We start from the raw sequence: 26,899 nt of genomic DNA, 5'->3' as shown, positions 1-26,899 counted from the left end.
GTGCGCGTCGGCCGGCCCCGGGACCCGTGCGCGCACGAAAGGCATTGGACAGGGGGCGCTGGCCAGAGCTTTCGACGCAAGGGGTGCTGAGCGACATGACGACCACCGACTATTCGATGTCGCCTCCCTACAGGGAGGTGACGGACCGCAACGGCCGCGTGTACCGGATCGGCGAGAGCGACCGGGACATCATGGGGCGGCCCCGCTGGACCATGGTGCTCTTCCCCTGGCTGGGCATGCTGGGCATCAGCTCCTCGGAGTACGCGTTCACGTCGGCCGAGGACACACTGCACGACGCCCACTTGTGGAGCAGTGGGCACATCTTCTGGCTGATGGGCGTCTGGGTGTTCTTCCAGGCGGCCGTGGCCTTCCCGGCCGGGCGGCTGCGGGAGAGCGGCCGGCTGCCCGCGCGGTACGCGATGATGCTGGGCGCACTGGGCACGGTCCTCGGCTATGTGTCGCTCGCGTACGCGCCGCACGTCACCGTCGCCTATCTCGGCTTCGGCATGTGCAGCGGCATCGGCGCCGGCCTCGTCTACGCGACCTGCGTGAACATGGTCGGCAAGTGGTATCCGGAGCGCAAGGGCGGCAAGACCGGCATGGTCAACGGCGGTTTCGCCTACGGCTCGGTGCCCTTCGTGTTCCTGTTCACGTCGTACATGGACCTGGGCAACTACAGGGGCGTGCTGGTGACGGTGGGCCTCGTCTGCTGCGCCGTCGTGGCGTTCGCGGGGTGGTTCTTCCGGGACCCGCCGAAGAACTGGTGGCCGGCGCACGTCGATCCGCTCAGGCTCACCGACGACCCGAAGATCCGCCGGGCGCTGGAGAAGAACCCGCCGGCGGTGAAGCAGTACACCCCTAAGGAGGCCGCCCGGACCCCCGTCCTGTGGATGATGTGGTTCTGTCTGCTGTGCACGGCCGGGATCAACATCTTCGGCATCGCCTTCCAGGTGCCGTTCGGCAAGGACATGGGCTTCGCGGGCGGGATCGTGGCCACGGCGATGTCCCTGAAGGCGATCGTCAACGGCACCGGGCGCGGGATCATCGGCTGGATCTCCGACCGTTCCGGCCGCCGCCACACCCTGATCATCGTCTGCCTGGTGCTCGGCACGGCCCAGTTCGGTGTGCTCGTCTCCGGCCAGATGGGCAGCATGCCGTTCTTCCTGTTCTGCTCCATGGTCTCCGGCTTCGGCGGCGGCGCGATCTTCCCGCTGTTCGCAGCGATGACGGCGGACTACTTCGGCGAGAACAACAACGCCAGCAACTACGGCATGGTCTACAGCTCCAAGCTCGTCTCGGGCCTCGTGGGCTCCGGCGTCGGCTCGATCGTGGTCGGCGCGTGGGACTACGAGGGGGCGTTCGTCCTGGCCGGCTCGATCGGTCTGGCGTCCGCAGTGCTGGCGCTCTTCCTGAAGGCGCCCGGGAGGCCGAAGACCCGTCGTCGCATCGTCCCCAACCCGCATCCGCTCGGTGAGGAAATGGCCTGACATGACGGCAGATCCCCTCGCAACGAACAGCTCTTCGACCGGCGCCGCACACCGTCCCTACCGGGAGGTGACCGACACCCGCGGCCGCGTCTACCGCGTCGGCGAGACCGACCGCGACATCCTGGGCCACTCCCGCAGGCTCATGATCTACCTGCCGTGGATCGCGATGATGGCGATCAGCGTCTTCGAGTACGCGTACGGCTCGGCGGAGGACACCCTGTCCCACGCGCACGGCTGGACGCAGAGCAACACCTTCTGGATCCTCAGCGTCTGGGTGTTCTTCCAGGCCGGTATCGCCTTCCCAGCGGGCTGGCTGCGCGAGAAGGGCGTCCTGACGGCCCGTAGGGCCATGTACGCGGGCTCCGGCATGTGCCTGATCGGTTTCCTCGCCCTGTCGCACCTGGACGACGTCCTGGCGGCGATCCTGGGGTTCGGGGTGGTCGGCGGGATCGGGGCCGGTCTGGTCTACGCGACCTGCATCAACATGGTCGGCAAGTGGTTCCCGGAGCGGCGCGGCGCCCGGACCGGTTTCGTCAACGGCGGGTTCGCGTACGGGTCGCTGCCGTTCATCTTCATCTTCAACTACGGCTTCGACACCGCGAACTACCACCGCGTCCTCGACCTCATCGGCTGCTACATCATGGTCGTGGTGTTCGGGTGCGCGTTCTTCTTCAAGGATCCACCGAAGAACTGGTGGCCCGCCGACCTCGACCCGTTGACGTTCGCCGGCGACCGCAAGAACGCGGCGGCGCTGGCCAAGAACCCTCCGGCGGTACGGCAGTACACGCCGAAGGAGGCCATCAGGACCGGCATGCTGCCCCTGATGTGGCTCTCCATCGTGATGACGGCCGGTGTGTCGATCTTCGGGATCTCCTTCCAGGTGGACTTCGCCAAGGAGGTCGGCTTCGGCCCGCTGGTCGCGGCCTCGTCGATGGGCGTCATGGCGGTCGTCAACGGCGTCGGCCGCGGGGTCGTGGGCTGGCTGTCCGACCGGTGGGGCCGCAAGCCCACGCTCGTGTTCGTCATCGTCGTCCTGGGGCTCGCGCAGTTCGGCGTGATCTGGGCCGGTGACGTCAGGAGCGAATGGCTGTTCCTGTTCTTCGCCTTCCTGTCCGGCTTCGGCGGCGGCGCGTTCTACCCGCTGTTCGCGGCCCTGACCCCGGACTACTTCGGCGAGAACTACAACGCCACCAACTACGGGCTGGCGTACAGCGGCAAGCTGGTCAGCGGTCTGTTCGGCGGCGGACTGGGCTCCATGGTCGTCGGGGCCTGGGGGTACAACGGCGCGTACGCGCTGGCGGGCGGCGTCTCGATGGCGGCGGCGGGCATCGCACTGCTGCTGCGGCAGCCCGGGCGGAGCAGCGGGGAGATCACCTCGACCACGCAGCCACTGCCCCAGCCCCGGCCCGCGGGCTGACGACGCACGCGCGCGTGGAGGCCGACCCCAGGGAAGTAGGGGGTGGGCCTCCACGCGCGCGTGCGCTCGCTCAGCGCATCCGGTGTATCCGGTCTATCCGGCGTCCGGTGCTCAGCACTTCTCGCGCAGCGAGTGCAGGTGCGCGCTCGACTTCCGGGCGAAGGAGAACGACTCGACCGGGTTGTCGTGTTCGGCCTGCCAGTGGTGGGCCATGCGCTCGCCGCGCAGCCGGGTGACGGCGGAGATGAACCGCTGGTAGTCGATGTCGCCGTCACCGACGTCGACCATCCGGTACCCGAACTGGTCGGCGGGGTCGCTGATGCCGTCCTTCACGTGGAAGAGCGGGTAGCGGTGCGGCTGCCTGAGTACGTAGTCCAGCGGCTCGAAGGGCGCGGGCGTACCGTCGGTCCGCGTCGAGAAGCGGAACTGGCCCGCGTACGCCCAGAAGATGTCCATCTCCAGGAAGACCAGGTCGGGGTCGGTCTCGGCGAGCAGCACGTCGTAGAGGCGGACCTTGGGGTTGTCGGTCGCGAAGCCGAACTCGTCGGAGTGGTTGTGCTGGTAGAACTTCATGCCGCGGGCCCTGGCCGCCGCTCCGTACGTGTTGAACTCCTCGGCCGCGCGTTTCCAGGCGTCGACGGTGGAGCCGTAGCGGAACGGGCCGGAGGCGGTGCCGATGTGCTTGAGGCCGAGGGCCTGGGCGTCGTCGAGGACCTTGGTGAGGTCCTGGGCGAAGGTGTACGCGTTCGGGTCGTCTGAGTAGTGGCCGACGTGGCTGCCGATCGGTGTCAGGCCGTGGTTGCGGGCGAGCCGCTTGAGCTGGGCGAGGGTGATGGGGCCTGCGGAGCCCTGGGTGTAGCCGGCGAACTCGACCTCGTCGTACCCGTACCTCTCCAACTCGGCGAAGACGGCGGCGAAGCCCAGCGTGGAGACCTTGTCCCGCAGGCTGTAGAGCTGGATGCCGAGCCGGCCGGGAGGCAGGACGGGACGGCCGCGGCCGGTGGCCGAGGGTCCGGTGGCGGTTGCGGGCGCTGCCGTGGCGGGGGTCGCGGCGGCTCCCAGCAGCGCGGCCGCGGTGGCTCCCGCGGCGACGCCGAGCATGCCTCGTCTGGTCAGGCGGTGGGTGAGTTCGGGGTCGGTGTCGAAAATGCGGCTCATGTCTGGAACTCCTCGGAATCGGAGGGCGTTGTCAGTGGTGAGTGCTTCACTTGTGACCAGTCGGCAACCAGTCAGCACAGACCGGCCAGTTGGAGCAGCAGTGCTTTCACGTCGGTGGCCGCGACGCGGTCGCCGAGCGAACGGGGGGTGGAGCAGATGAGGAGCGGACCGTCGTCGTCGCTCGCCGGAAGGCGGCCGTGGCTGCCGCGAATAGGTGACGGATCGAGGGGCACGACCGCCATGCGGTAGCGCATGCCGAGCTTCTTGCGGGCCAGGGCGGTGGCCGCCTTGACCTTCACATACGGGTCGAGCGGATCCATGAACAGCTCGACCGGGTCGTAGCCGGGTTTGCGGTGGATCTCGACGAGCCGTGCGAAGTCGGGCGCGCGGGCGTCGTCGAGCCAGTAGTAGTACGTGAACCAGGCGTCCGGCTCCGCCACGGCGGCGAGATCGCCGGAGCGCGGATGGTCGAGATGGTGCGCCTTCTTGCCCTCGTCGTCGAGGAGTTGCTCTACGCCGGGGAGTCCGGCGAGCGCGGACCGGGTGACCTCCAGGTCCTCGGGGCGGCGCACATACACGTGGGCGAGCTGATGGTCCGCGACCGCGAAGGCACGGGACGCCATCGGGTCGAGGTACTCCATGTCGTCCTGGGTATGCACCTCGAGCAGGCCTGCGCGGCGCAGGGCGCGGTTGATGTCGACGGGCCGGCTCACCCGGGTGATGCCGTACTCGGACAGTGCGACGACGGTACGGCCCTGCGCGCGTGCGTCGGCCAGCAGCGGGGCCATGGCCGCGTCCAGGTCGGCGGCCGCCTGCAGGGAGCGCTGGCCGTCGGGGCCGAAGCGCTGGAGGTCGTAGTCGAGGTGAGGGAGGTAGCACAGGGTCAGGTCGGGTCGGCGGGTGCGCAGGATGTGGCGGGTCGCGTCGATGATCCAGCGGCTGGAGACCAGGTCCGCGCCCGGTCCCCAGAAGTGGAAGAGGGGGAAGGTGCCGAGTTTCTCGGTGAGTTCGTCGTGCAGGGCCGGGGGCCGGGTGTAGCAGTCGGGCTCCTTGCGGCCGTCGGAGTAGTAGACCGGACGGGGGGTGACGGTGAAGTCGGTGTCGGCGCCCATGGCGTACCACCAGCAGATATTGGCGACCGTGTAGCCGGGGTGCGCCCGGCGGGCGGCGTCCCACAGCTTGTCTCCGGCGACGAGACCGCTGTGCTGCCGCCACAGCAGGACGTCACCGAGCTCGCGGAAGTACCAGCCGTTGCCGACGATGCCGTGCTCGGCCGGGAGCGTGCCGGTGAGGAAGGTGGACTGCGCGACACAGGTGACGGCCGGCAGGACGGTCCCGAGCGGCGCGCGGGAACCGGCCTGGGCGAGGGCCTTGAGGTGGGGCATGTGGTCGAGGAGACGGGGGGTGAGACCGACGACGTCGAGGACGAGAAGGGGGACAGGACCGTCGGTCACGGCAGCTCCTTGAGCCCGAGGTCCGTCAACAGGTCCCGGGCCAGGGCGAGTTCGGCGGCGATGCCGTCGGCGAGCTGCGCTCGGGCGCGGGGCCGCAGCTCGGGCGGGAGTGCCTGCCAGGTGTAGGTCTCGACCTCGAGGTGGCGGGTGAGCGGGTGCGGGCCGCCGACGAGCCGCGTCAGTGCGGCTTTGAGTACGGGGAGTGTGGAGGTGAGCGGCGCGGTGGGGGCCGCGTGCAGCGGGACGTGGAAGTGGGCGCGCCAGGGCCGGTCGGCGGGCAGGGCGGTGCCGGCGAGGGCCTCGCCGAGGTCGTCGGTGCCATGCAGACCGCTGGCGGTGACGGTGCGGGTCTGGTGCAGGAAGCGGGGTTCGTCGAACGCGGCGAGGACTTCGCGAACGGCTGCGAGATGGGGGTGTTCGGCGTGCAGGGCGGCTGACAGCTGGGATTTGACGACGGGGACGCGGGCTGCGGCGAGCGCGTCCAGGGCGATGTGCGGGTCTTCGAAGGAGGTGGCGAGATGGCAGGTGTCGACACAGACGCCGATACGGGGATGGCCGACGGCCGTGAGCGGGGCGAGGGCGTCGGTGGTGGTCTCGACGATGCAGCCGGGCTCCGGTTCCAGGCCGACGCGGACGGAGCGGCCGGTCAGGTCCGCCAGCGCGTCCAGGCGGTCGGCCAGGGTACGCAGGGCGGCGCGGGCCGTCTCGGCGCGCTCGGCGTTCCAGGCAGTGCGCCAGCCGAGAGGGAGGGTGGAGATGGTGCCCTCGGTGACGTCGTCGGGGAGCAGTCCGGCGAGGACACGGGCCAGTGCGGTGGTGTGGTCGAGGCGTTCGGGGTCGGCCCAATCGGGCTTGTACACGCGGTACTTGACCTCTTCGGCGCCGAATCCCTCGTAGGGGAAGCCGTTGAGGGTGACGACCTCGAGGCCGCGCCGGTCGAGTGCGGTTCGCAGGCCGCGCAGGGCGGACGGATCGGCGTCGAGGGCGCGGGCGGCGTCCTTGGCGAGCCACAGGCCGATGCCGAGCCGGTCGCGGCCGAGGCGGCGGCGGACGGGTTCGCAGTGGTCCCGGAGTTGCGCGAGGACGCCGTCGAGGGTCTCGGCGGGGTGCACGTTGGTGCAGTACGCGAGGTGGACGGTGGTGCCGTCGGGGTGGCGGAAGCGCATCGGTCACTCCCCGCCGCGCAGGATGGAGTTGCCCTCGTGCGTGGGGTCGGGGGAGGTCACCTCCAGGGTGAGACGACCGCTGAGGCCGTAGAAGGAGACGGGGTTGCGCCACAGGACGAGATCGACGTCGTCCTCGCCGAAGCCCTCCGCGAGCATCAGGTCGGCGACCCTGCGGGTCTTGAGGGGGTCGCTCCTGCCCCAGTCCGCGGCCGAGTTGACGAGAACCTTCTCCGGGCCGTACACGCGCAGGATCTCGATCATGCGGGTCTCGTCCATCTTGGTGTCGGGATAGACGGAGAAGCCGAGCCAGCACCCGGCGTCCTTCGCCTCCTGCACGGTGGTCTCGTTGAGGTGATCGAGCAGGACCCGGTCCAGGGGCAGGGCGGATTCCCGGACGACGTCGAGGGTGCGGCGCAGTCCGGCGAGCTTGTCGCGGTGCGGGGTGTGCACGAGGGCGGGCAGGGCGTGGGCGGCGGCCAGTTGGAGCTGGGCGGCGAGGGCGGTGTCCTCGGCGGGGGTCATCGAGTCGTAGCCGATCTCGCCGACGGCCACGACGTGGTCCTTGAGGAGATAGCGCGGCAGCTCGTCCAGGACTCCGGCGCAGCGCGGGTCGTTGGCCTCCTTGGGGTTGAGAGCGAGCGCGCAGTGGTGGGCGATGCCGTGCTGCGCGGCCCGGAAGGGCTCCCAGCCGAGGAGGGAGTCGAAGTAGCCGAGGAAGGAGGCGGGCGAGGTGCGGGGCTGCCCCAGCCAGAAGGACGGCTCGACCACGGCGCGAACTCCGGCCGCGTGCATCGCCTCGTAGTCGTCGGTGGTGCGCGAGGTCATGTGGATGTGGGGGTCGAAGATGCGCATCAGGACTCCTTGCCGTGGGGGTGGGCCGGGCTGTGGGGGCTGTCCGTGCCGTGGGGGTCCGTGTCGTGGAGGTCCGTGCGGACGAGAGCTGGGCTGTATGGGCCGGGGGTGTGCGGGTCTGGCCGGTGTGAGGCTGAGGTGTTCGGGTCTGGCCGGGGTGGATCCGTGGGCGGTGACGGCGGTGTGGTCTGCGGTGGGGGTGCTGGGCGGGTCGGTGCGGTGGGCGTGCCCGGGTCGGCCAGGGTCAGGACGCGGTGCAGGTCCGGGGGTACGGGACGGCCTGCCGCGGTGCGTTCGGCGGCGTGGTCGGCGAGCATGCGGGCGAGTTCGGCGTCGGCGCGGGCGCGCTGTTCGAGACCCGCCACCGCGTCGACGGGCACTCCGACGAACAGGCACTTCAGGATGGCGTGGCGCCACGCGTGGGCGCCGAGGTGACGGGCCGCGTAGGGGCCGACGGCGGCCGCGAGGAGCCGGGTGTCGTGAGTGCGCAGAGCGTCCTCGACGAGCGGGACGGCGTCGGGGCCGGGCACGAGGTGGGGCAGTGCGTGCAGGACGGCGCGACGCTCGTCGGCGGTGCCCTGGAAATAGACGCGGGCCAGGGCGTCCGGGTCGGCGCGGGCCGCGTGGAGGATGAGCACACGGGCGGCGTCGGCGTACCGGCTGCCGCAGCGACGCCCGGCCTCGGCGAGGCGCAACTCCCAGACGGAGATGGGCCCATGGGTCCCGGGGTGGGCGGCGGCCTCGTCGAGAGCCTGGTGGAACCAGGTGCGGGCGGTCCCGGTGAGGTGGGTGTCGAGGTGGCTGTGCAGGACGTCGAGAGGGGTGGGAGCGACGGTGGTGCCCGTGTGTCCGGGTTCCGGGGTCGCCGGGTCGGCCGGGGGCGGGGTCACGAGGTACTTCCCTCTGGGGTGGCGGAGGGCTCGCCGGGCGGCGCGACGGGCGGGTTCGCGGCCGGGGACGGCCGGCTGGGGAATGGGGCGCGGAAAGGCGGCCGTTGCCGGTCTGCGAGTTGGGCGGTCGGGGCGAGGGAGGAGGGCGACGACCTCGGGTCGGCGTGGTCGGCGCGGTCGGCGCCTCGGGCGGCTGTCTCCGCGCGGCGCAGGAACGGGAGGGAGAGTTCGGCGTAGTGGGGGCCGGCGTGGGAGTGCCGGGGCAGTTCGACCACCGTCAGCCCGCGGTAGCCGGTCGCGGCCAGGGCGGCGAGGACGGGCGGGAAGTCGATCTCGCCGTCTCCGAAAGGGAGGTGTTCGTGGACATCGCGGCGCATGTCCTCGATCTGGACGTGCCGCAGCCAGGGAGCGGCGGCGCGTACGCAGTCGGCGGGAGGGAGTGGTTCGAGGCACTGGCAGTGGCCTAGGTCGAGGGTGAGGCCGAGGGACGCCGGGTCGCCGAGGGTGCGGCGGAGCCGGTGGAAGTCGGCGAGGGTCGCGAGGAGGTGACCGGGTTCGGGTTCGATCGCGAGGGGGATGCCGGCGGTCGCGGCGGTGTCCAGGACGGGGGTGAGGGAGTCGGCGAGGCGCTGCCATGCCGTGTCCGGGTCCGTGCCCGGCGGGACGGTCCCGCTGAAGCAGTGGACGGCGTGCGCACCGAGGTCACCGGCGATCTGAACGGCGCGCAGCAGCAGACCGACGCGACGGGCGCGGTCGTCCGGGTCCGGGTCCAGGAGGGAGGGACCGTGCTTGCGGCGCGGGTCGAGGACGTAGCGGGCGCCGGTTTCCACGGTGACGTCGAGTGCCAGGGCGTCCAGTCGGTGCGCGACGCGTCGCGTGCGGGCGGCCAGGTCCGGGGCGAACGGGTCGAGGTGCATGTGGCCGAGCGTCAGTCCGACGCCGTCGTAGCCGAGATCGGCGAGGAGGGAGAGGGCGTCGTCGAGGCGGAGATCGGCGAGGCCGTTGGTGCCGTAGCCGAAGCGGAGTGGGGGTGAGGGCGGGAGCGGGGGCAGAGGCGGGGGCAGAGGCGGGGGCGGGGGTGCGCTGACGCCGGGATCGGGAGACAGAGGGGTCGAGTGCTGGGCGGTCTGGGGCGGGGCGCTTTCGTGCAGGGCATTTTCGTGCGGGGCGCGCTCTTGCGGGGCGTTCGCGCGGTTCACATGCCCGAGGCTCATGTGCCCGAAGTTGGCGTGGCCGAGGTTGGCGTGGCCGAGGTTGGCGTGGCCGAGGTTGGCGTGGCCGAGGTTGGCGTGGCCGAGGTTGGCGTGGCCGAGGTTCATGTGATGCTCACCCGCCTCGCGAGTTTCCGGGCGACCGGGGCCAGGGCTGCCGTGAGCAGTGCGGTGGTGGTGGCTCCGGAGCGGGCGGTGAGGGCCGCCTGGAGGGGGATGGTGGCGCGGATGCCGGCGCCGACGGCCCGTTGCGTGAGAGGAGGTGACGGGTTGAGGGAGGCGTGCAGATAGGGCCGGGCCGTGGTCGCGGCGTAGGTGGCGGCGAGGGCCACGGTCAGTGGCGTGGGTCGGCGGCGTGCCGGACGGTCTTGTGCCGGACGGTCGTGTGCACGACAGTCGTGCGGTGGCCGCCCTCGGTGCTTGTGTGACTCTTCGTCGGGTGACTGTCCGCGCTGCAGGAGCCAGGTCAGCGCTCCTGTCGTGGCCAGGGCTGCCACGGCGGCGGTCGGTGTGCCGTCTCGGGTCTCCTGGCGGGACAGGGTCGTCACCGCGAGGGTGTGCGTGGTCAGGAGCGCCGCGGAGGGGAGGGCCGGGCGGGCGCGGCCTGCCGTGGCGACGGCGCCCAGGAGGAGGTCCAGGCCGCGGGCGGCGGCCATGGCGAACGGGCCCACGGTCGTGTGTTTCAGGGCGAGGTCGTAGCACCAGACGGTGGCGGCGAGGGGAGCCGCGACCGACAGGGCCGGGCGCCCGGCCCGGGCGGCCAGGGCGAGGCCTGCGGCGGTGAAGGCACAGGCCGCCGTGAACGCGGCGGTAGGACTCACCCGGCCGGAGGGGAGCGGGCGGTGGGGGCGTTCTGCTGCGTCCTCCGCGCGGTCCGCCCAGTCGTTGAGGGCCATGCCGGCTTCGTACAGACAGAGGGAGGAACCGATGGCGAGCAGGGTCCGGTGGTCGGGGCGGGCAACGACTGCGGCCGCGCCCGCCAGTGCGTCGCCGGGGACGGTGAACAGTGCGGGCAGACGCAGCAGTTCGGCCCAGGCGCGCGTACGGGCACGAGCACGCCTCGTCCCCGCTGTATCGGTCCCTGCTGTATCGGTCCCCGCGGTATCAGTTCCCGCCACTGTTCCGGCCTGCCCGGCGACTCCGCGCACGGCACCGCCCTCGCTCACCGCACCGCCCTCGCTCACCTCGCCTCCTCGCCCGAGCTCGTCGTGGATACGCGCTGTGTGTCACGCGTCTCCCCTTCGTCGCAGGCGTCCAGCCCGCCGCGCGCACCCCGCCCGCCCTGACCGCTCCGCCCGCCCCGCAACCGTCGGGCGAGCTTTTGCAGCTCTGCGTGCTGGTCCGCCAAGGCCGACGGGGCGTCACCCACGGGGTCCTTGAAGAAGAAGGCGAGTTCGGTGAGCGGGCCGGAGAGGGCGCCTTCGTGGGCCCGGGCGGTGAGGCGGGCCAGGTCGAGGACGAGGGGTGCGGCGAGCGCGGAGTCGCAGCCCTGCCAGATGGTCTGGAGGATCACGCGGGTGCCGAGGAACCCGTCGAAGGCGACGTGGTCCCAGGCGGTCTTCCAGTCCCCCAGCACCGGGACGTCGTCGATGTGCACCCGTCCTTCGGGGGTCACGCCGAGGGTGTCGGCGAGGACGCGTTCCTTGCCCGCGTTCTTCGCCTCGGCGGCGGCCGGGTCGGCCAGGGCGGCTCCGTCTCCGCCGCCCAGGAGGTGGGTGCCGGACCAGGCCCGGACGGTGAGTGCCCGCTGCGCGAACATCGGGCCGAGGACGGAACGCAGCAGCGTCTGACCGGTCTTGCCGTCGCGTCCGGCGTACGGCAGTCCGCTCGACTCCGCCAAGGGTGCCAGCGCCGGGTGGTGCAGCCCGGTGGACGGCGTGAAGTTGACGTACGGGCAGCCCGCGCGCAGGGCGGCCGCCGCGTACAGCGAACTCGGCGGAAGCGCGGGGCCGTTGGCGGCGGGCTCGGTGGAGGCCACGTTCACCACGACCGCGCGCGCCAGACCGCACCGGCGTACGAAGTCCCGTAGGTCGGCGGTGAACGCGGCGATCAGTTGCTCCTCGTTGCGGGTGTCCCCCGGGAGCGGGCCTCCGGGTCTGATCTCCCGGTCGGCGGCGGTGAGTTCGGCGTCGACCGCTGCGGGCAGGCCGGCCGGGAGGACTCCTCCGGCGGCGAGTTGTTCGGCGCGTTTGGGCAGCGGGCAGTCGGTTGTGTCGTGGCCGCCGAAGACGAGGGAGGACAGGGCCGGCAGGCCGCTGTCGGCGAAGGCGGGCGATTCGGTGACCAGGCCCGTCGGCGGGTGCAGGCCGGCCGTGACGGCGGCGCACCCCGCGACCACGGTGGTGGCCACGGAGCCGCGGGCCCCGATCAGCCAGACGCCGACTCGCGGGGGACGGGAGGGGGAGAGGGAGAGAGACGCGGACATGGGGCAGCCTCCTTGTCGTGCGCGAGGTCATTACGCGAGGTGTGGTGGCGGGCGGGCGGGGGTCCGGCGTCCCCCGCCCGCCGCCTTTCAGTCGCCCTTGACGGGCCTCGCGCCCGTGAACCGTCGTCCGCAGAAGCGGAGTTGGATATGGAAGCGGCGGTCGAAGTGGAGTGGGACGCGGAGGCCGCCGGTTGTGCGAGACAGCCGAGGAGCAGTAAGGCCCCGGCGACGGCGCTCAGCACTGTGCGCATGCAGGCCTCCCTCAGCCCGTTGCCGTCGTGAAGGTGAAGTCGTCCACCTCGTACAGGGGTCCGTTCTCGTACCGGGATCCGCTGCCGCCCTTGACGACCAGGTAGAGCGTGGTCGTGCCCTTCGGGACGCGGGACAGGGCGGCGCTGACGTCCTGATAGGTGTCCCACCCGCCCGTCACCGGCACGGTCGCCTTCCCGAGCAGGACACCCTTCGGCGAGCCCGCGCGGACCTCGAGGGTGCCGCCTACACCGGCGGAGGAGACCCTGACGGTGACCTTCCGGGCGTTGCCGAGCGCGTACGGCGTGAAGGAGATCCAGTCGCCACGGGCGAGGTCACCGACCGTGCGGCCGCCGTGGGCGGACGCGCGCGCGGTCACCGTGACGCCGGAGGAGGCGCCGAAGTGCTCGGCCTGACGGTGGCGGGGCTGGAGGACGTTCTGGTCGTGCGAGGTGAGCGCGGCCTGCCCGCCGCCGCCGCCGTCGGTGTACTCGGCGTCGAGCACCCCGAAGATGTTGGCGTCCTCGTCGTGGCCGCCGTCGGCGCTGGTCTGGAGGGTGCCGGTGCAGCCGTTGGCCGAGGTCACCGGGTGGCCGTGGCTGTCGTGGCCGAGGACGAAGGTGACCTCGACCTTTGCGCAGTCGATCGCCGTGCCGTCCTCGGGGTCGGTGACCCTCACCTTGAACGGGATCGGGTCGCCGAAGCTGAACAACTGCCCGTCCTTCGGCGTCTCCAGAACCACCTTCGGTGCCGTGTTCCCCACGACGATCTGCACACTCGCGCTGCCTGTGCGGCCGGTGCCGTCCTCGGCGGTGAGGGTCGCGGTGTACGTGCCGTTCTGCTTGTACCGGTGCGTGGGGCCGGTCGCCGTCGAGGTACCGCCGTCGCCGAAGTCCCAGCGATAGGTGAGTGTGTCGCCGTCCTGATCGGTGGTGCCGGCGGCGGAGAAACGTACCTTCAGGGGGGCCTGTCCCGAGGTGCGGTCGACCGTGGCCTGGGCTACGGGTGAGTGGCCGTCGGTGGCGTTCTCGATGCGGTACAGACCCGAGTGCTCGTCTCCGCCGAACCAGGCGGTGCCGTAGTCGAGGACGTACAGCGCCCCGTCGGGCCCGAACGCCATGTCCATGACCTGGGTGCCGGTCCACGGGACGGGATTGATCGACTGCACGGCGCCGTTCGCGTCGCTGACGATGCGCTTGACCCAGCGGCGGCCGAACTCCCCGGCGAAGAAGCTTCCGTCGTACGCCTCCGGGAACTTCACCGGCGAGTCGAGTGAGGCGTCGTAGTGGTAGACGGGGCCGCCCATCGGGGACTCCGAACCGTCGCCGAACTCCGGTACCGACGCGCCGTCGTACGGGATCCAGGCGGGCTGGGCCGGTGGCAGGTCGGTGAGTCCGGTGTTGTGGGGCGAGGTGTTCTTCGGGGCGGCGCAGTCGAAGGGCGCGCCGGATACACTGGTCGCGAAATCGTATGCGGTATACGGGTCATTGTCGCCCGTGCAGAACGGCCACCCGAAGTTGCCGGGACCGGTCACGCGCGCGAACTCGACCTGGCCTGCCGGGCCACGGGCCGGGTCGGCGGTGCCGGCGTCGGGACCGTAGTCGCCGACGTAGAGGATGCCGGTGGCCTTGTCGACGCTGAAGCGGAACGGGTTACGGAGACCCATGGCGTAGATCTCGGGCCGCGTCCTGTCCGTGCCTGGCGCGAAGAGGTTGCCGTCGGGGACGGCGTAGGAGCCGTCGGCGTTCACCTTGATGCGCAGGATCTTGCCGCGCAGGTCGTTGGTGTTCCCGGCGGAACGGCGGGCGTCGAAGGCGGGGTTGCGGTCGTCGCGCTCGTCGATGGGGGTGAAGCCGTCCGACTGGAAGGGGTTGGTGTCGTCGCCGGTGGACAGGTAGAGGTTGCCCGCCGCGTCGAAGTCGATGTCGCCGCCGACGTGGCAGCACAGGCCGCGCGAGGCGGGCACGTCGAGGATCTTCGTCTCGCTCGTGGTGTCGAGCGTGCCGTCCGCCTTGAGTACGTAGCGGGAGAGGCGGTTGACTCCGGCGAAGGGGGCGAAGTCGGCGGCCGTTCCGGTCTCGGGGGCGTCGCCCGCCGGGGTGTCCAACGGCGGTGCGTAGTAGAGGTAGATGAAGCGGTTGGCGGTGAACTCCGGGTCCACGCCGACGCCTTGGAGGCCTTCCTCGTCGTGGGAGTAGACGTCGAGCTGGCCGGCCAGTCGGGTGTGCCGGCGGCGTCGGTGAGTCGGACTTCGCCGTCGCGCGAGGTGTGCAGGACCGAGCGGTCGGGCAGGACGGCGAGCGACATGGGCTCGCCGACCTCCGCCTCCCCCTTGGCGAGGGTGACCTGCTGGAAGTCCTCGGCGGCCGCGACCGCCGGGTCGGCGACGGCTGCGCCGGCCGGGGGTGTGGTGAGGGTGAGGGACGCGCCGGCCAACAGGGCTCCGCTGAGGAGGGCGATCGCTCTGCGCAGCGAAGGACGTCGTCGTCCGCGGGTCTCGGCCCTGTCGGTCCCGGTCCCGATCCGGGTCGCGGTCCCGGTCCCGATCCGGGTCGCGGTCCCGGTCCCGATCCGGGTCGCGGTCCTGGTCTCGGTCCTGGTTCTGCGGGTGCGGGTACGGGTGCGGGCGGTGGGGTCGTTCCCGTGCACGGGGGCCTCCAGGATGGGGCTGGTTGTACGGGCGGGTGCGGGCGTGGGCCGGGATGCGCCGTCATCCCTGCAAATTGATGGAACGTCAGGGCAGGTCTGACCAGGCTCAGTTGCCGAACGCCGCGTCGAAGGAGGCCGACGGCGGGTCGAAGTCGTAGGCCTTGAGGCGGGTCAGCGCCTCGGGGGCGCCCTGGAGCCGGTCCATGCCGGCGTCCTCCCACTCCACGGAGATCGGGCCCCGGTAGTCGATGGAGCGCAGCATGCGGAAGACGTCCTCCCAGGGGACGTCGCCGTGGCCTGCGGAAACGAAGTCCCAGCCGCGGCGCGGGTCACCCCAGGGCAGGTGGGAGCCGAGGCGGCCGTTGCGACCGTCGAGGCGCTTGCGGGCCTCTTTGCAGTCCACGTGGTAGATGCGGTCACGGAAGTCCCACAGGAAGCCGACCGGGTCGAGGTCCTGCCACACGAAGTGACTGGGATCGAAGTTGAGGCCGAAAGCCGGTCGACGGTCGACCGCGTCCAGCGTGCGTACGGTCGTCCAGTAGTCGTATGCGATCTCGCTGGGGTGGACTTCGTGCGCGAACCGCACGCCCTGCGTGTCGAAGACGTCGAGGATCGGGTTCCAGCGTTCGGCGAAGTCCTCGTAGCCTCGCGCGATCACCGACTCGGGCACGGGCGGGAACATGGCGACCAGGTGCCAGATGGCGGAGCCGGTGAAGCCGATCACCGTGTCGACGCCGAAGGCGGCCGCGGCCCGCGCGGTGTCGGCGATCTCCTCGGCGGCTCGCCGACGGACGCCTTCCGGCTCGCCGTCGCCCCAGATGCGGGCGGGCAGGATGGCCTGGTGGCGTTCGTCGATGATGGCGTCGCAAACCGCCTGCCCCACCAGGTGGTTGGAGATGGCCCAGCATTTCAGGCCGTACTTGTCGAGGAGTTGGTGGCGGGACTTCACGTACCCGGGATCCGCGAGCGCCTTGTCGACCTCGAAGTGGTCGCCCCAGCAGGCGAGTTCGAGGCCGTCGTAGCCGAAGTCGCGGGCGACACGGCAGACCTCCTCCAGGGGCAGGTCGGCCCACTGGCCGGTGAAGAGTGTGAACGTGCGCGGCATGCTTCAGGCCCTCCTCGGTTCTCAGTCCCCAGTCCTCGGTTCTCGGTTCTCGGTCCTCGCTCAGTCCTCGGTTCTCAGTCCGCTATGGGGGTGTAGACGGAGTTCTTCTCGGCGCTCTCCTCGACCGCCGCAAGGACCCGTTGCACCTGCAGCCCGTCGGCGAAGGAGGGTTCGGGACTGCGGCCCTCGGCGACGGCGTGGACCAGGTCGCGGGCCTGGTGGACGAAGGTGTGCTCGTAGCCGAGGCCGTGCCCCGGCGGCCACCAGGCGTCCAGGTAGGGGTGGTCGGGTTCGGTGACGAGGATGCGGCGGAAGCCGGCGTGCGTACCGGGCTCGGTGGCGTCGTGGAACCACAGTTCGTTCAGGCGCTCCAGGTCGAAGGCCAACGAGCCGCGCTCACCGTTGAGTTCGAGCCGCAGGGCGTTCTTGCGCCCGGTGGCGAACCGGGTCGCCTCGAACGAAGCGAGCGCCCCGGAGACGAAGCGGCCGGTGAACAGGGCGGCGTCGTCCACGGTGACCATGCCGGTGCGGGTGCCGGTGCTGATGTCGGTGCTGGTGCGGGTTCCGATGCCGGTGTTGGTGCCGTCAGCGGCGGCGGAGCCGGTGTCGTCGGCGGACGTGGCGCTCAAGCCGCTCGCCGGACCGCCGGGCAGCGGCCGTTGCCGTACGAAGGTCTCGGTGATCGCGGAGACTCCGGCGAGCCGCTCCCCCGCCAGGTGTTGTGCGAGGTCGACGATGTGCGCGCCCAGGTCACCGAGCGAGCCGGAGCCTGCCCGTTCCCTGCGCAACCGCCAGGTCAGCGGGAACTCCGGGTCTACCAACCAGTCCTGAAGGTACGTCGCCCGTACGTGCCGCAGTGTGCCGAGCCTGCCCTCGACGACCATCCGCCGGGCCAGGGCGGTGGCCGGGACGCGTCGGTAGTTGAAGCCGACCATCGCCAACTGGCCTCGCCTGTAGGCTGTTTCGGCGGCGCAAGCCATGGTCTCGGCTTCCTCGACCGTGTTCGCGAGGGGCTTCTCGCACAGCACATGCTTGCCGGCGGCCAGCGCCGCGACGGCGATCTCGGCGTGCGAGTCGCCGGGGGTGCAGATGTCGACGAGGTCGATGTCGTCCCGGGCGATCAGGGCACGCCAGTCGGTCTCGGTCTCCGCCCAGCCGTGCCGGTCGGCCGCCGCGCGCACGGCGGAGGCGTCGCGGCCGCAGATCACGGCGAGGACCGGGCGGCGGGGCAGGTCGAAGACGCGGCCCACGGTGCGCCAGCCCTGGGAGTGGGCGGCGCCCATGAACGCGTAACCGACCATCCCCACACGGAGCGGCGGCTTGCCGGCCTCCGGACCTGCTGACTGCTGCGGCTGTTCCATTCGGTTGTCCTCCTTGTCGTCGTGGCACGGTGGGGGGTGGGACGCCGTCGGGCCCAAGGCGCGGCCGTCCGGCAGATGCCGGTGGGAGCTGGTGTTGCCGACCCGGAGGGCGGTCGCTCTGGCCCGCTGGGCGGGGCTCGCTCGGACGGGGACGGAGGGCGCGACGGAGGATGTCCACAGAAGCGGGGCTCCGACGGCCGGTGGGCTGTGGACGGTGGACAGGGACGGTGGGCGACTCCCTGAAACCCGGTGGCCCTTACACCGGAGCCGTGGGCTTCCGCCCGCTTCGGCCCCGCCCGTCGAACTGGGCGCTCGGCGCGCCCTACTTGAAGCCGGTGGACATGTACTGGTCGACGTTGGTCTTGTCGACGACCGCCGAGTAGAGGGTGATCGAGGCGGGGATCTCGTACTCGGCGAGGCCGCCGACGCCCTTGCCCTGGCCGAGGGCGCGGGCGAGGTCGATCGCGGAGGCGGCCATGGTCGGCGGGTAGAGAACGGTTGCCTTCAGGACGCCGCCGTCCTGCTTGATCGCCTGGAAGGCGGCGAGCGCGCCCGCACCGCCGACCATCAGGAAGTTGTCGCGCCCGGCCTGCTCGATGGCGCGCAGCGCGCCCACGCCCTGGTCGTCGTCGTGGTTCCACAGCGCGTCGAACTTGGGCTGCGCCTGCAGGAGTTGGGCCATCTTGGCCTGTCCCGACTCGACCGTGAACTCGGCGGCCTGGCGGGCCACCTTCTTGACGTTGGGGTAGTTCTTGAGGGCGTCGTCGAAGCCCTGGCTGCGCTGCTTGGTGAGTTCCAGGTTGTCCAGACCGGCCAGCTCGATGACGCGGGCATCGGACTTCCCCTTGAGTTTCTCCCCGATGTAGTGCCCGGCGTTGAGGCCCATGCCGTAGTTGTCGCCGCCGACCCAACACCGGTATGCCTGAGGGGTGTTGAAGATCCGGTCGAGGTTGACGACCGGAATGCCCGCGCGCATCGCCTTCAGACCGACCTGGGTGAGGGCCTTGCCGTCGGCGGGCAGCACGACCAGCACGTCGACCTTCTTGTTGATGAGGGTCTCGATCTGGCCGATCTGCTGGGCGGTGTCGTTCGAGCCCTCGGTGATCTCCAGGGTCACGTCGGAGTACTTCTTCGCGCGGCTCTCGGCGTTGTCGTTGATGGCGTTGAGCCACCCGTGGTCGGCCTGCGGTCCGGCGAAGCCGATGGTGACCTGCTTGCCCGGCTTGTCGTCGGCGGCCGACTGGTCGCTGCCGGCCGGTTCCTCGCCCTTGGAATCATTGCTGGTGCAACCCGCGAGGAAGGTGCCGGCGGAGACGGCGGCGGCTCCGAAGAGCATTCCCCTGCGACTGGTGAAGCGGTTCGTGAAAGGTGTCGGCTCTGGCATGGCGGTGAACCCTTTCCTCAGGACGTGCTCGCGGCACGGCGCTGGACCAGCACGGCGGCGACGATGATCGCGCCCTTGGCGATCTGCTGGACGTCGCTCTGCAGGTTGTTCAGGGCGAAGATGTTGGTGATCGTTGTGAAGATCAGTACGCCGAGCACGGAGCCGGTGATGGTGCCGCGCCCCCCTGTGAGCAGCGTGCCGCCGATGATCGCGGCCGCGATGGCGTCGAGTTCGTAGAGGTTGCCGTTGGTGTTCTGGCCCGAGCCGGACAGGATGATCAGCAGGAAGGCGGCGATGCCGCAGCACAGTCCGGACAGCAGGTAGAGGTAGAGCCGTTGGCGGCGTACGTCGATGCCGGCGAGCCGGGCGGCCTCCGCGTTGCCGCCGACGGCGACCGTGCGGCGGCCGAAAGTGGTGCGGTTCAGCACCAGCCAGCCGATGACCGTCACGATCGTGAAGACGATCACGAGTGGCGGGACGCCGAGCACGTATGCGTCGCGCTCGCCGAGGTCGAGGAGGCCGTCGACCGTCACGATCTGCGTCCGGCCGTCCGTGAGCTGCAGCGCCAGCCCGCGGGCGGAGGCCAGCATGGCGAGCGTCGCGATGAACGGCACCATCCCGCCGTACGCGATGAGCAGACCGTTGACCAGGCCGCAGCCCACGCCGACGATCACCGCGGTGAAGAGAATGCCCGCGAAACCGTACTCCTGGGTGGCGACCGTGGTGGCCCACACCGAGGCGAGCGCGACGATCGCGCCGACCGAGAGGTCGATGCCCCCGGAGGTGATGACGAAGGTCATGCCGACGGTGACCACGCCGATCACCGAGCCCTGGGTGAGGACGAGTTGGAGGTTACGGGTGTCGAGGAACTCGTCCGGCTTGGTGATCCCGCCGATCACGACGAGCACTGCGAGCACCCCGAGCAGGGAGAGGGTGCGGAGGTCGGCGCGTGCGACCAGGGTGCGCCAGGCGGCGGGGGCCGGGATCTGCGGCACCTTGTCGGTGCTGCTTCGAGGTGGGGAGACGGGCTGCGTCATGACGCCGGGCTTCCTTCCATGACGAGATCGAGTACGCGGTGTTCGTCCAGCTCACGGGCGGGCGCCGCGTGGACGACGCGGCCCTCGCGGAGCACCAGCACGCGGTCGGCGAGGCCGAGCACCTCGGGGACCTCACTGGAGACCAGCAACACGGCGAGGCCTTCGTCAGCCAGTCGACGGACGACTGCGTACAGTTCGGCGCGGGCGCCCACGTCGACGCCCCGTGTCGGCTCGTCGAGCAGCAGGACCCGGCAGCCCCGCAGCAGCCAGCGGGCGAGTACGGCCTTCTGCTGGTTGCCGCCGGACAGGGTGCGCACGGGGACGGACGGGTTGTCGGGGCGCAGGGACAGCTCACGCGTCGCGGCCTGCGCCGCCCGTCGCTCGGCGCGCCGGTCGATCCAACCCCCGCGTGAGAAACGGGACATGGAGGAGACGGAGACGTTGCGGGTGACGGACTCCAGCATCAGCAGGGCCTGCGCCTTGCGTTCCTCGGGGGCGAGCCCGAGCCCGGCCCGGACGGCGGCGCGCACGCTGCCGGGGCGCAACGGCCGTCCGTCGACCAGGACTTGGCCCGCACCGGGCTTTCGTGCTCCGTAGATCGTCTCCAGGATCTCCGAGCGTCCCGAGCCGACCAGCCCGGCGAGCCCGACGATCTCTCCGGGCCGTAAGGCCAGGTCGAGGGCCGCGAACTCACCGTCCCGGGCGAGCCCTCGCACCTCCAGTACGGGCTTCCGGCCCCCGGCGACCGCAGCCGCAGCCGCAGCCGCGTGATCCGACGGCCGCTCGGGGAAGACGTACTCGACGTTGCGTCCCGTCATCAACGCCACGACTTCGCGCGTCGGCGTCACCTTCGCGGGCAGTCCGCCGGCCACCGCCCGTCCGTCCTTCAGTACGGTCACGCGGTCGCCGATCCGCCGGATCTCCTCCAGGCGGTGCGAGATGTGGACGACGGCCACTCCGTCGGCGGTCAGATCGCCGACGATGCGGAACAGGTTGTCGACCTCGTCGGGGTCGAGGGCGGCGGACGGTTCGTCCATCACGATGAGCCGTACGTCGTGCGAGAGCGCCCGCGCCATGGAGACGATCTGCCGCTGCGCCGCCGACAACTCGCCCACCAGTCGGGCAGGTTCGATCTCAGGATGCCCAAGTCGTTTCAGGAGAGCGGCCGTTGAAGCGCGGGCCGCTTTGCCCCGTACGACGAATCCGGCGGCCGTGGGTTCATGGCCCAGGTGGACGTTCTCGGCCACCGACAGGTGCTCCACCAGGTCGAGTTCCTGGTAGATGGTGGCGATGCCGAGGCGCATGGCCGCGATCGGGGAGCGCAGAATGACGGGGTCGCCCTGCCAGCGGATGACGCCGCCGTCGGGCTGGTGGGCACCGGCCAGGACCTTGATGAGGGTGGACTTCCCGGCACCGTTCTGGCCGAGCAGGCAGTGCACTTCGCCGGCCTGGACATCGAGGTCGACACCGTCCAACGCCCGTACTCCGGGGAAGGACTTGGTGATGCCGGACATGCTGAGCAGCGGTGGTTCTGATGCCATGTGGGTTCCCCTCGGCGGGCGTGCGGGCCGGAGTCAGGGCAGAACGACGTCGTTGTTCCTCAGGGCAGAGCAGGGCAGCACAAACGAGGCAGGGCGGGGCAATGCAGAGCAGGGCGAGGCAGGGCGGCGCTGTGCTGGTGGACCGTGTCGATGGCGGGCGGGCCGGGATCGGGTCGGGCCGAAATCAGGTCGGGTAGCGGGCTTACGCGGGCGAGAACAGGTGGTCGCTGATCAGTCGGGCCGCGCCGATCACACCGGCGGTGGGTCCCAACTCCCCCAGGACGATGGGCAGGTTGCCGGTCGCGAGTGGCAGCGACTGGCGGTACACCTGGGTGCGGATCGCGGCGAGCAGGGTGTGCCCGAGACCGGTCACCCCGCCGCCGATCACCACCAGGCCGGGATTGAAGAAGGAGACGAGTCCGGCGATGACCTGGCCGACGCGGTTGCCGCCTTCGCGGATCATCTCGATGCAGGTGGCGTCGCCGGCGGCGGCCGCGGCCGCGACGTCGACGGCGGTGAGGCGGCCGTTCGTCTCCAGCCGTGCCGCGAGTTCCGCCGACAGGCCCTGCTGGGCCGCCTCCGTCGCGTCACGGGCCAGGGCCGCGCCGCTGAAGTAGGCCTCCAGGCAACCCCGGTTGCCACAGGCGCACGGGCGGCCGTCGGGCACTGCCTGGATGTGCCCGATATCGCCCGCGCTGCCGGTCGTGCCTCGGTAGACCTGGCCGCCGACGACGATGCCGCAGCCGATACCGGTGCCGATCTTGACGCAGAGGAAGTCGGCGACGGTGCGGGCGACGCCCGCGTGCTGCTCCCCCATCGCCATGAGGTTCACGTCGTTGTCGACCATGACCGGGCAGCCGAGTTCCTGGCTGAGCGCCTCCCGCACGGGGAAGCCGTCCCAGCCCGGCATGATCGGCGGCGCGACCGGCACGCCCTCGGGAAAACGAACCGGACCGGGTACGCCGATGCCGGCGCCGTCGAAGCCCTCGGCGAGTCCGGTCGCCTTCAACTTCGCGGCCATGGACAGGACTTGCTCGAAGACCGCGACCGGTCCCTCACGTACGTCGAGGGGCTGGTTGAGGTGTCCGAGGGTCTCCAGTTCGGCGTTGGTGACCGCGACGTCGACCGAGGTCGCGCCGATGTCGACGCCGAGGAAGCGCAGCCCCGGGTTGAGCCGGACGTTGTGGGAGCGGCGGCCACCGCGCGAGGCGGCGAGTCCATCGGCCACGACCAGCCCCGTCTCCAGGAGCCGGTCCATCTCCACGGCCAGCTTGGACCGGGACAGATCGACCCGATCACCCAGTTGTGCACGGGAGTTGGGGCCGCTGTCCCGCAACAGCGTGAGCAGGCGGGCCTGGTGAGCGTTCGCGGGTCGGGCCGTCATGCGCCTCACGAGCCCCTCCCCGCGTCAACTCGGCCACCAGCATCGGGCTTTCGAAGGGAACGTAGCAGCGACTGCCGAACCTGGGAAGAAGTAGTGCACGGATTGCCGTCAACTTTCTCCACTCACAGGACAAAGCAGTACGGCAGTCCGTTCCGGCCCGCGTTCCTGGCGCCGACCGATGCGGCGTCCCTCGCCACGCCCCGCCGGGACACCCCCGCCCGCCACACGACACGCCGGGCACGCAGCCCGCCCGGCACACGCCCCAGCAGGCTCAGAACTTGGCCCCCTGGAGGCTCAGGACTTGGCGCGGGCGTGGTACGAGCGCCGGGTGTGCTCGGTGTGCTCGCGCATCAGTCGGGTGGCCAACTGCTCGTCGTGGGCGACGATCGCGGTGATCAGTTCGCGGTGCTCGCCCCAGGACTCATGGCCGCGCTGCCGGGCGATCGGCGTGTAGTACCAGCGCACCCGGCGGTCGACCCGGGCCGCCAGTTCGGCGAGGACCGCGTTGCCCGCGATCTCCATGATCTTGGCGTGGAAGCGGGCGTTCAGGGCGACGGCGGCGTCCACGTCGTCCTTGGCGACGGCCACCATTCCTTGGCCCTGGATCTCGTCCAGGGCCTCGATGTCGGCCTGGTCCGCGTGCAGCGCGGCGAGCCGCGCGGCTTCGGCCTCCAACAGCGTGCGAACGGTGAGGAGTTGGTCCGCCTCCTCCTCGGTCGGCTCGTGCACGAACGCACCCTGAGCCGGCCTGAGGTCGACCCACCCCTCGGTGTTCAGCCGCTGCAGCGCCTCACGCACCGGCTGCCGTGAGACGCCGAGGTGCGCGGCGAGCTCGCTCTCGACGAGGTGCTGGCCGGGCTGGAGGGCGCGGGTGGTGATGAGTTCGAGCAGCGCCTCGTAGACGCGGTCACGCAGCGGGCCGGGCCGTTCGAGCTTGGGCACCGCACCCTGCGGCAGTCCTGGCGACAACATCGGTCGGTCCCCCTCCTGGGCGACACCGGGCAACTGCACCCCGAACGCCACGCATCGATTGACGTATCGGCCGCCTGTAACCGGCCTTCCGCAGCCGACGACCTGTAGCCGGTCGACTGCGGGTGGTCGCCTGTAGCCGGTCGACTGTCGACTGTCTACAGCCGAGTATCAATTGTCTTTCGTCTACAGTCTACGGCGCACAGTAGCCAGAGCCGGTCGCGGTCGATCGGGTCACACTATGCCGCGCCCCACCCCCGCGAGCCCCATGAGCTGCCCGCAAGGCCCACCCCGACGACCGCGTACCGCCCCCGGCCGGCCCGCGTACCGCCCTCGGCCCGCCCCCGTTCACGGGCAGCGCACGACCTGTCCCGCGTACGACAGGTTGCCGCCGAAGCCGAACAGCAGCACCGGGTCCCCCGTGGAGACGGCGCCCTGCTCGACGAGCTTGGAGAAGGCCAGCGGGATGCTGGCGGCGGAGGTGTTACCCGATTCGGTGACGTCGCGCGCGACGACCGCGTTGACGGCGCCGATCTTCTGCGCGAGGGGTTCGATGATGCGCAGGTTCGCCTGGTGCAGGACGACGGCGGCGAGGTCCTCGGGAGTGAGTCCGGCCCGCTCGCAGGCCTGGCGTGCCAGGGGCGGCAGTTGGGTGGTGGCCCAGCGGTAGACGCTCTGCCCCTCCTGCGCGAACCGCGCCGGCTGCCCCTCGATCCGCACCGCGTTGCCCATCTCGGGCACCGAACCCCACAGCACGGGTGCGATGCCGGGCTCGACCCCGTCCGGACAGGTCTCGACCACGGCGGCGCCGGCTCCGTCGCCGACGAGCACGCAGGTGGTGCGGTCGGTCCAGTCGGCCACCTCGGACATCTTGTCGGCGCCGATCACCAGGGCACGGGTCGCGGCGCCCGCGCGGAGGGTGTGGTCGGCGGTGGCCAGCGCGTGGGTGAAGCCGGCGCAGACGACGTTGACGTCCATCGCGGCCGGCTGCGGGATGCCGAGCCGGGCGGCGACCCGGGCGGCCATGTTGGGCGAGCGGTCGATGGCCGTGGAGGTCGCGACCAGGACCAGGTCGATGTCGAGCGGCGTGAGGCCGGCCGACGCGAGCGCCTTGGCGGCGGCGTGCGCGGCCAGCTCGTCCACGGGCTCGTCGGGCCCGGCAATGTGGCGCGTGCGGATACCCACCCGGCTCCTGATCCACTCGTCACTGGTGTCGACCAGGCCCGCCAGGTCCTCGTTGGTGAGCACCTTGGCGGGCTGGTAGTGGCCGACGGCGGCGATGCGCGAGCCGTTCATTGGGGGGTCCCCCTCGTTGCCTTGGGTAGCGGGATCCTCCAGTCTGATCAGTGACTCGCGGGTACGAGGGCGCGTGAAGCGACAGGAAACCGGTTCCCTGGTTGTCGGCTTCCCCATAGCCCTCGGACGCCCGAGCAACCGCCGAACGCCCACCCGGCGAACATCCGCCCCGCAGTCACCCGCCCCACACGCCCCACCGGCCCCATCAGCACCCGCCCCACGGACACCCGCCGCACGGGCCTCCGCCGCACGGGCCTCCGCCCAACGGACACCGCTACCCGGTGAACAGTTGTGTCGCCTTCTGTACGAGTTCGTACAGCCCGTAGGCGAGCGGGGCCCCCACCCACAGCCAGGCGAGGGCGATCAGCGGCCGCCGGTCAGGCTGCGGACTCGGGCTGCTGTCGTTCGGCATCGGCGGCCTTCCTCTGGGCGGGGATGTGGTGGCGGGCGTGGACGGGACGGACGAGTTCGTTGGCGACGAAGCCGACGGCGAGCAGCCCGATCATGATGAACAGGGACAGGGTGTACAGCGACGAGCCGTGTTTTCCGGCGTCCTCCTGCCGGTCGGCGATCCAGTTGACGATCAGCGGGCCGAGCACGCCGGCCGTGGACCAGGCCGTGAGCAGCCGGCCGTGGATCGCGCCGACCTGGTAGGTCCCGAAGAGATCCTTGAGGTAGGCGGGGATCGTCGCGAAGCCGCCGCCGTAGAAGGAGAGGATCACCAGCGTGCACAGGACGAACAGGGGTTTCGACGAGTCGCCGATCAGCGCGATCAGCCCGTACATCAGGGCGCCGACGCCCAGGTAGACCCGGTAGACGTTCTTGCGTCCGATCAGGTCGGAGGTCGACGACCAGCCGATCCGGCCGGCCATGTTCGCCGCGGACAGCAGGGCGACGAAGCCGGCGGCCGCGGAGACCGAGACCGGGGTGGAGGTGTCACTGAAGAAGTCCTTGATCATCGGGGCGGCCTTCTCCAGGATGCCGATGCCGGCGGTCACGTTCATGCAGAGCACGACCCACAGGCACCAGAACTGCGGCGTCCGCACCGCGCTGCGCGCCGAGACCTGCACCCCGTCGACGGCGCTCGGCCCGCCCGCGACCGGCCGCTCGCCGCGCGGCACCCGCACCAGCAGGACGCCCAGCGTCATGAATACCGCATACGAAAGCCCGTGTACGAGAAACGCGAGCGCGATCCCGGAGCTGTCGGAGCCGAACGACTCCAGCATCTGCGCCGACCAGGGCGAGGCGATGAGCGCGCCGCCGCCGAAGCCCATGATGGCGATGCCGGTGGCCATGCCGGGGCGATCCGGGAACCACTTGATCAGTGTGGAGACGGGCGAGATGTAGCCGATGCCGAGACCGATTCCGCCGACGAAGCCGTAGCCGAGGACGATCAGCCAGTACTGCTCGGTGGCGGCGCCGAGCGCGGATATCAGGAAGCCGGACGAGAAGCAGACCAGGGCGACGGTCATCGCCCAGCGCGGCCCGTTGCGCTCCACCAGCGTGCCGCCGAAGGCCGCGGACAGGCCGAGCATGACGATGGCGAGCTGGAACGGAAGCGCGCTCTGCGTGCCGCTGAGGCCGAGCGCGGACTCCAGTGGCGGCTTGAACACGGACCACGCGTAGGCCTGGCCGATGGAGAGATGGACCGAGAGGGCGGCCGGCGGGACGAGCCAGCGGCTCCACCCGGGCGGTGCGACAGGGGGACTCATGAGTCCTGAACGGTAGGAAGCCGCGCGGGTGTTGAAAAGGCGGCGCGTCGACAGTTCTCGGTGAACGGTATGCGAGCTGCGCCGAACGGTCGGACCGACCGGTTTCCACCTGCCCCACCCGCCCCACTTGTCCCACTTGTCCCACGACCCTC

The 26,899-nt window shown here is 71.0% G+C and carries 20 protein-coding genes and 2 pseudogenes; 2 read left to right on the top strand and 20 right to left on the bottom strand.

All coding sequences use genetic code 11. The features are described from left to right. Nucleotides 1-95 precede the first annotated feature (95 nt). On the top strand, nt 96-1,487 hold the full coding sequence (locus OG352_RS34995) for an OFA family MFS transporter (protein ID WP_329222456.1): 1,392 nt from the start codon (nt 96-98) through the stop codon (nt 1,485-1,487). A gap of 1 nt (nt 1,488) precedes the next feature. Further along, nucleotides 1,489-2,904, top strand: coding sequence for an OFA family MFS transporter (locus tag OG352_RS34990; RefSeq protein ID WP_329222455.1), 1,416 nt, complete (start codon nt 1,489-1,491; stop codon nt 2,902-2,904). Between the two features lie 111 nt (nt 2,905-3,015). Here OG352_RS34990 and OG352_RS34985 read toward each other — a convergent pair whose 3' ends face one another. The 20 genes and pseudogenes from OG352_RS34985 to OG352_RS34890 form a co-directional block, all read right to left on the bottom strand. After that, nucleotides 3,016-4,062: a sugar phosphate isomerase/epimerase family protein gene (locus tag OG352_RS34985; RefSeq protein WP_329222453.1), complete on the bottom strand. Its 1,047-nt coding sequence runs from the start codon at nt 4,060-4,062 to the stop codon at nt 3,016-3,018. Between the two features lie 71 nt (nt 4,063-4,133). Then, nucleotides 4,134-5,516, bottom strand: a complete 1,383-nt coding sequence (locus OG352_RS34980) for a nucleotide pyrophosphatase/phosphodiesterase family protein (RefSeq protein ID WP_329222452.1) — start codon at nt 5,514-5,516, stop codon at nt 4,134-4,136. After that, nucleotides 5,513-6,682, bottom strand: coding sequence for a metabolite traffic protein EboE (eboE, locus tag OG352_RS34975; RefSeq protein ID WP_329222451.1), 1,170 nt, complete (start codon nt 6,680-6,682; stop codon nt 5,513-5,515). The genes OG352_RS34980 and eboE overlap by 4 nt, the downstream gene beginning before the upstream one ends. Before the next feature lie 3 nt (nt 6,683-6,685). Continuing rightward, nucleotides 6,686-7,534: a TatD family hydrolase gene (locus OG352_RS34970; protein ID WP_329222450.1), complete on the bottom strand. Its 849-nt coding sequence runs from the start codon at nt 7,532-7,534 to the stop codon at nt 6,686-6,688. Continuing rightward, entirely contained in the window at nt 7,534-8,424 is an 891-nt protein-coding gene (locus OG352_RS34965) for an EboA domain-containing protein (RefSeq protein ID WP_329222449.1), read from the bottom strand. The genes OG352_RS34970 and OG352_RS34965 overlap by 1 nt, the downstream gene beginning before the upstream one ends. Next, the gene (locus tag OG352_RS34960; protein ID WP_329224074.1) at nt 8,421-9,638 is read right to left on the bottom strand and encodes a sugar phosphate isomerase/epimerase family protein; all 1,218 of its coding nucleotides are present in this window, start codon (nt 9,636-9,638) and stop codon (nt 8,421-8,423) included. The genes OG352_RS34965 and OG352_RS34960 overlap by 4 nt, the downstream gene beginning before the upstream one ends. An 18-nt stretch (nt 9,639-9,656) precedes the next feature. Continuing rightward, nucleotides 9,657-9,743 (bottom strand): annotated as a pseudogene (locus tag OG352_RS34955) (pentapeptide repeat-containing protein); the annotation flags it as partial. Continuing rightward, nucleotides 9,740-10,819: an SCO3242 family prenyltransferase gene (locus OG352_RS34950; RefSeq protein WP_443072426.1), complete on the bottom strand. Its 1,080-nt coding sequence runs from the start codon at nt 10,817-10,819 to the stop codon at nt 9,740-9,742. The pseudogene OG352_RS34955 and the gene OG352_RS34950, both read right to left, overlap by 4 nt. After that, on the bottom strand, nt 10,816-12,060 hold the full coding sequence (locus OG352_RS34945) for an inositol-3-phosphate synthase (protein WP_329222448.1): 1,245 nt from the start codon (nt 12,058-12,060) through the stop codon (nt 10,816-10,818). Before OG352_RS34945 ends, OG352_RS34950 begins: the two co-directional genes overlap by 4 nt. A gap of 262 nt (nt 12,061-12,322) precedes the next feature. Then, nucleotides 12,323-14,832: pseudogene (locus OG352_RS34940) on the bottom strand (PQQ-dependent sugar dehydrogenase). Between the two features lie 232 nt (nt 14,833-15,064). Continuing rightward, nucleotides 15,065-16,063: a sugar phosphate isomerase/epimerase family protein gene (locus OG352_RS34935; RefSeq protein WP_329222447.1), complete on the bottom strand. Its 999-nt coding sequence runs from the start codon at nt 16,061-16,063 to the stop codon at nt 15,065-15,067. A 74-nt stretch (nt 16,064-16,137) separates the two neighbouring features. Next, complete coding sequence (locus OG352_RS34930; RefSeq protein ID WP_329222446.1) at nt 16,138-17,424, bottom strand: Gfo/Idh/MocA family protein; 1,287 nt, start codon at nt 17,422-17,424, stop codon at nt 16,138-16,140. A gap of 322 nt (nt 17,425-17,746) precedes the next feature. Beyond that, nucleotides 17,747-18,808 carry a substrate-binding domain-containing protein gene (locus OG352_RS34925; protein ID WP_329222444.1) on the bottom strand — a complete coding sequence of 354 codons (1,062 nt, stop codon included), beginning with the start codon at nt 18,806-18,808 and terminating at the stop codon, nt 17,747-17,749. A gap of 17 nt (nt 18,809-18,825) precedes the next feature. Beyond that, a complete protein-coding gene (locus tag OG352_RS34920) occupies nt 18,826-19,845 on the bottom strand; it encodes an ABC transporter permease (RefSeq protein ID WP_329222443.1) in 1,020 nt (339 codons plus the stop codon). Further along, a complete protein-coding gene (locus tag OG352_RS34915; protein ID WP_329222441.1) occupies nt 19,842-21,386 on the bottom strand; it encodes a sugar ABC transporter ATP-binding protein in 1,545 nt (514 codons plus the stop codon). The genes OG352_RS34920 and OG352_RS34915 overlap by 4 nt, the downstream gene beginning before the upstream one ends. A 202-nt stretch (nt 21,387-21,588) precedes the next feature. Continuing rightward, nucleotides 21,589-22,770 carry an ROK family transcriptional regulator gene (locus OG352_RS34910; protein ID WP_329222440.1) on the bottom strand — a complete coding sequence of 394 codons (1,182 nt, stop codon included), beginning with the start codon at nt 22,768-22,770 and terminating at the stop codon, nt 21,589-21,591. 294 nt (nt 22,771-23,064) lie between these two features. Beyond that, nucleotides 23,065-23,742, bottom strand: coding sequence for a GntR family transcriptional regulator (locus OG352_RS34905; RefSeq protein WP_329222439.1), 678 nt, complete (start codon nt 23,740-23,742; stop codon nt 23,065-23,067). A 345-nt stretch (nt 23,743-24,087) separates the two neighbouring features. Then, a complete protein-coding gene (locus OG352_RS34900; protein ID WP_329222437.1) occupies nt 24,088-25,035 on the bottom strand; it encodes a beta-ketoacyl-ACP synthase III in 948 nt (315 codons plus the stop codon). 274 nt (nt 25,036-25,309) lie between these two features. Beyond that, nucleotides 25,310-25,447, bottom strand: coding sequence for an MFS transporter small subunit (locus OG352_RS34895; RefSeq protein WP_329222436.1), 138 nt, complete (start codon nt 25,445-25,447; stop codon nt 25,310-25,312). After that, the gene (locus OG352_RS34890) at nt 25,413-26,747 is read right to left on the bottom strand and encodes an OFA family MFS transporter (RefSeq protein ID WP_329222435.1); all 1,335 of its coding nucleotides are present in this window, start codon (nt 26,745-26,747) and stop codon (nt 25,413-25,415) included. The genes OG352_RS34895 and OG352_RS34890 overlap by 35 nt, the downstream gene beginning before the upstream one ends. Nucleotides 26,748-26,899: the final 152 nt, after the last annotated feature.

This window comes from Streptomyces sp. NBC_01485, assembly GCF_036227125.1.
Classification (GTDB): Bacteria; Actinomycetota; Actinomycetes; order Streptomycetales; family Streptomycetaceae; genus Streptomyces.
Note: the sequence above shows the minus strand (reverse complement) of the source record. Positions and strands in the feature narration are given on the sequence as shown.

What these genes read in the sequence shown, in the direction of transcription:
- OG352_RS34995 (WP_329222456.1), top strand. Translation starts at nt 96, where the DNA reads ATGACGACCACCGACTATTCGATGTCGCCTCCCTACAGGGAGGTGACG.
- OG352_RS34990 (WP_329222455.1), top strand. Translation starts at nt 1,489, where the DNA reads ATGACGGCAGATCCCCTCGCAACGAACAGCTCTTCGACCGGCGCCGCA.
- OG352_RS34985 (WP_329222453.1), bottom strand. Translation starts at nt 4,062, where the DNA reads ATGAGCCGCATTTTCGACACCGACCCCGAACTCACCCACCGCCTGACC.
- eboE (WP_329222451.1), bottom strand. Translation starts at nt 6,682, where the DNA reads ATGCGCTTCCGCCACCCCGACGGCACCACCGTCCACCTCGCGTACTGC.
- OG352_RS34970 (WP_329222450.1), bottom strand. Translation starts at nt 7,534, where the DNA reads ATGCGCATCTTCGACCCCCACATCCACATGACCTCGCGCACCACCGAC.
- OG352_RS34960 (WP_329224074.1), bottom strand. Translation starts at nt 9,638, where the DNA reads ATGAGCCTCGGGCATGTGAACCGCGCGAACGCCCCGCAAGAGCGCGCC.
- OG352_RS34945 (WP_329222448.1), bottom strand. Translation starts at nt 12,060, where the DNA reads ATGTCCGCGTCTCTCTCCCTCTCCCCCTCCCGTCCCCCGCGAGTCGGC.
- OG352_RS34935 (WP_329222447.1), bottom strand. Translation starts at nt 16,063, where the DNA reads ATGCCGCGCACGTTCACACTCTTCACCGGCCAGTGGGCCGACCTGCCC.
- OG352_RS34930 (WP_329222446.1), bottom strand. Translation starts at nt 17,424, where the DNA reads ATGGAACAGCCGCAGCAGTCAGCAGGTCCGGAGGCCGGCAAGCCGCCG.
- OG352_RS34925 (WP_329222444.1), bottom strand. Translation starts at nt 18,808, where the DNA reads ATGCCAGAGCCGACACCTTTCACGAACCGCTTCACCAGTCGCAGGGGA.
- OG352_RS34920 (WP_329222443.1), bottom strand. Translation starts at nt 19,845, where the DNA reads ATGACGCAGCCCGTCTCCCCACCTCGAAGCAGCACCGACAAGGTGCCG.
- OG352_RS34915 (WP_329222441.1), bottom strand. Translation starts at nt 21,386, where the DNA reads ATGGCATCAGAACCACCGCTGCTCAGCATGTCCGGCATCACCAAGTCC.
- OG352_RS34910 (WP_329222440.1), bottom strand. Translation starts at nt 22,770, where the DNA reads ATGACGGCCCGACCCGCGAACGCTCACCAGGCCCGCCTGCTCACGCTG.
- OG352_RS34905 (WP_329222439.1), bottom strand. Translation starts at nt 23,742, where the DNA reads ATGTTGTCGCCAGGACTGCCGCAGGGTGCGGTGCCCAAGCTCGAACGG.
- OG352_RS34900 (WP_329222437.1), bottom strand. Translation starts at nt 25,035, where the DNA reads ATGAACGGCTCGCGCATCGCCGCCGTCGGCCACTACCAGCCCGCCAAG.
- OG352_RS34895 (WP_329222436.1), bottom strand. Translation starts at nt 25,447, where the DNA reads ATGCCGAACGACAGCAGCCCGAGTCCGCAGCCTGACCGGCGGCCGCTG.
- OG352_RS34890 (WP_329222435.1), bottom strand. Translation starts at nt 26,747, where the DNA reads ATGAGTCCCCCTGTCGCACCGCCCGGGTGGAGCCGCTGGCTCGTCCCG.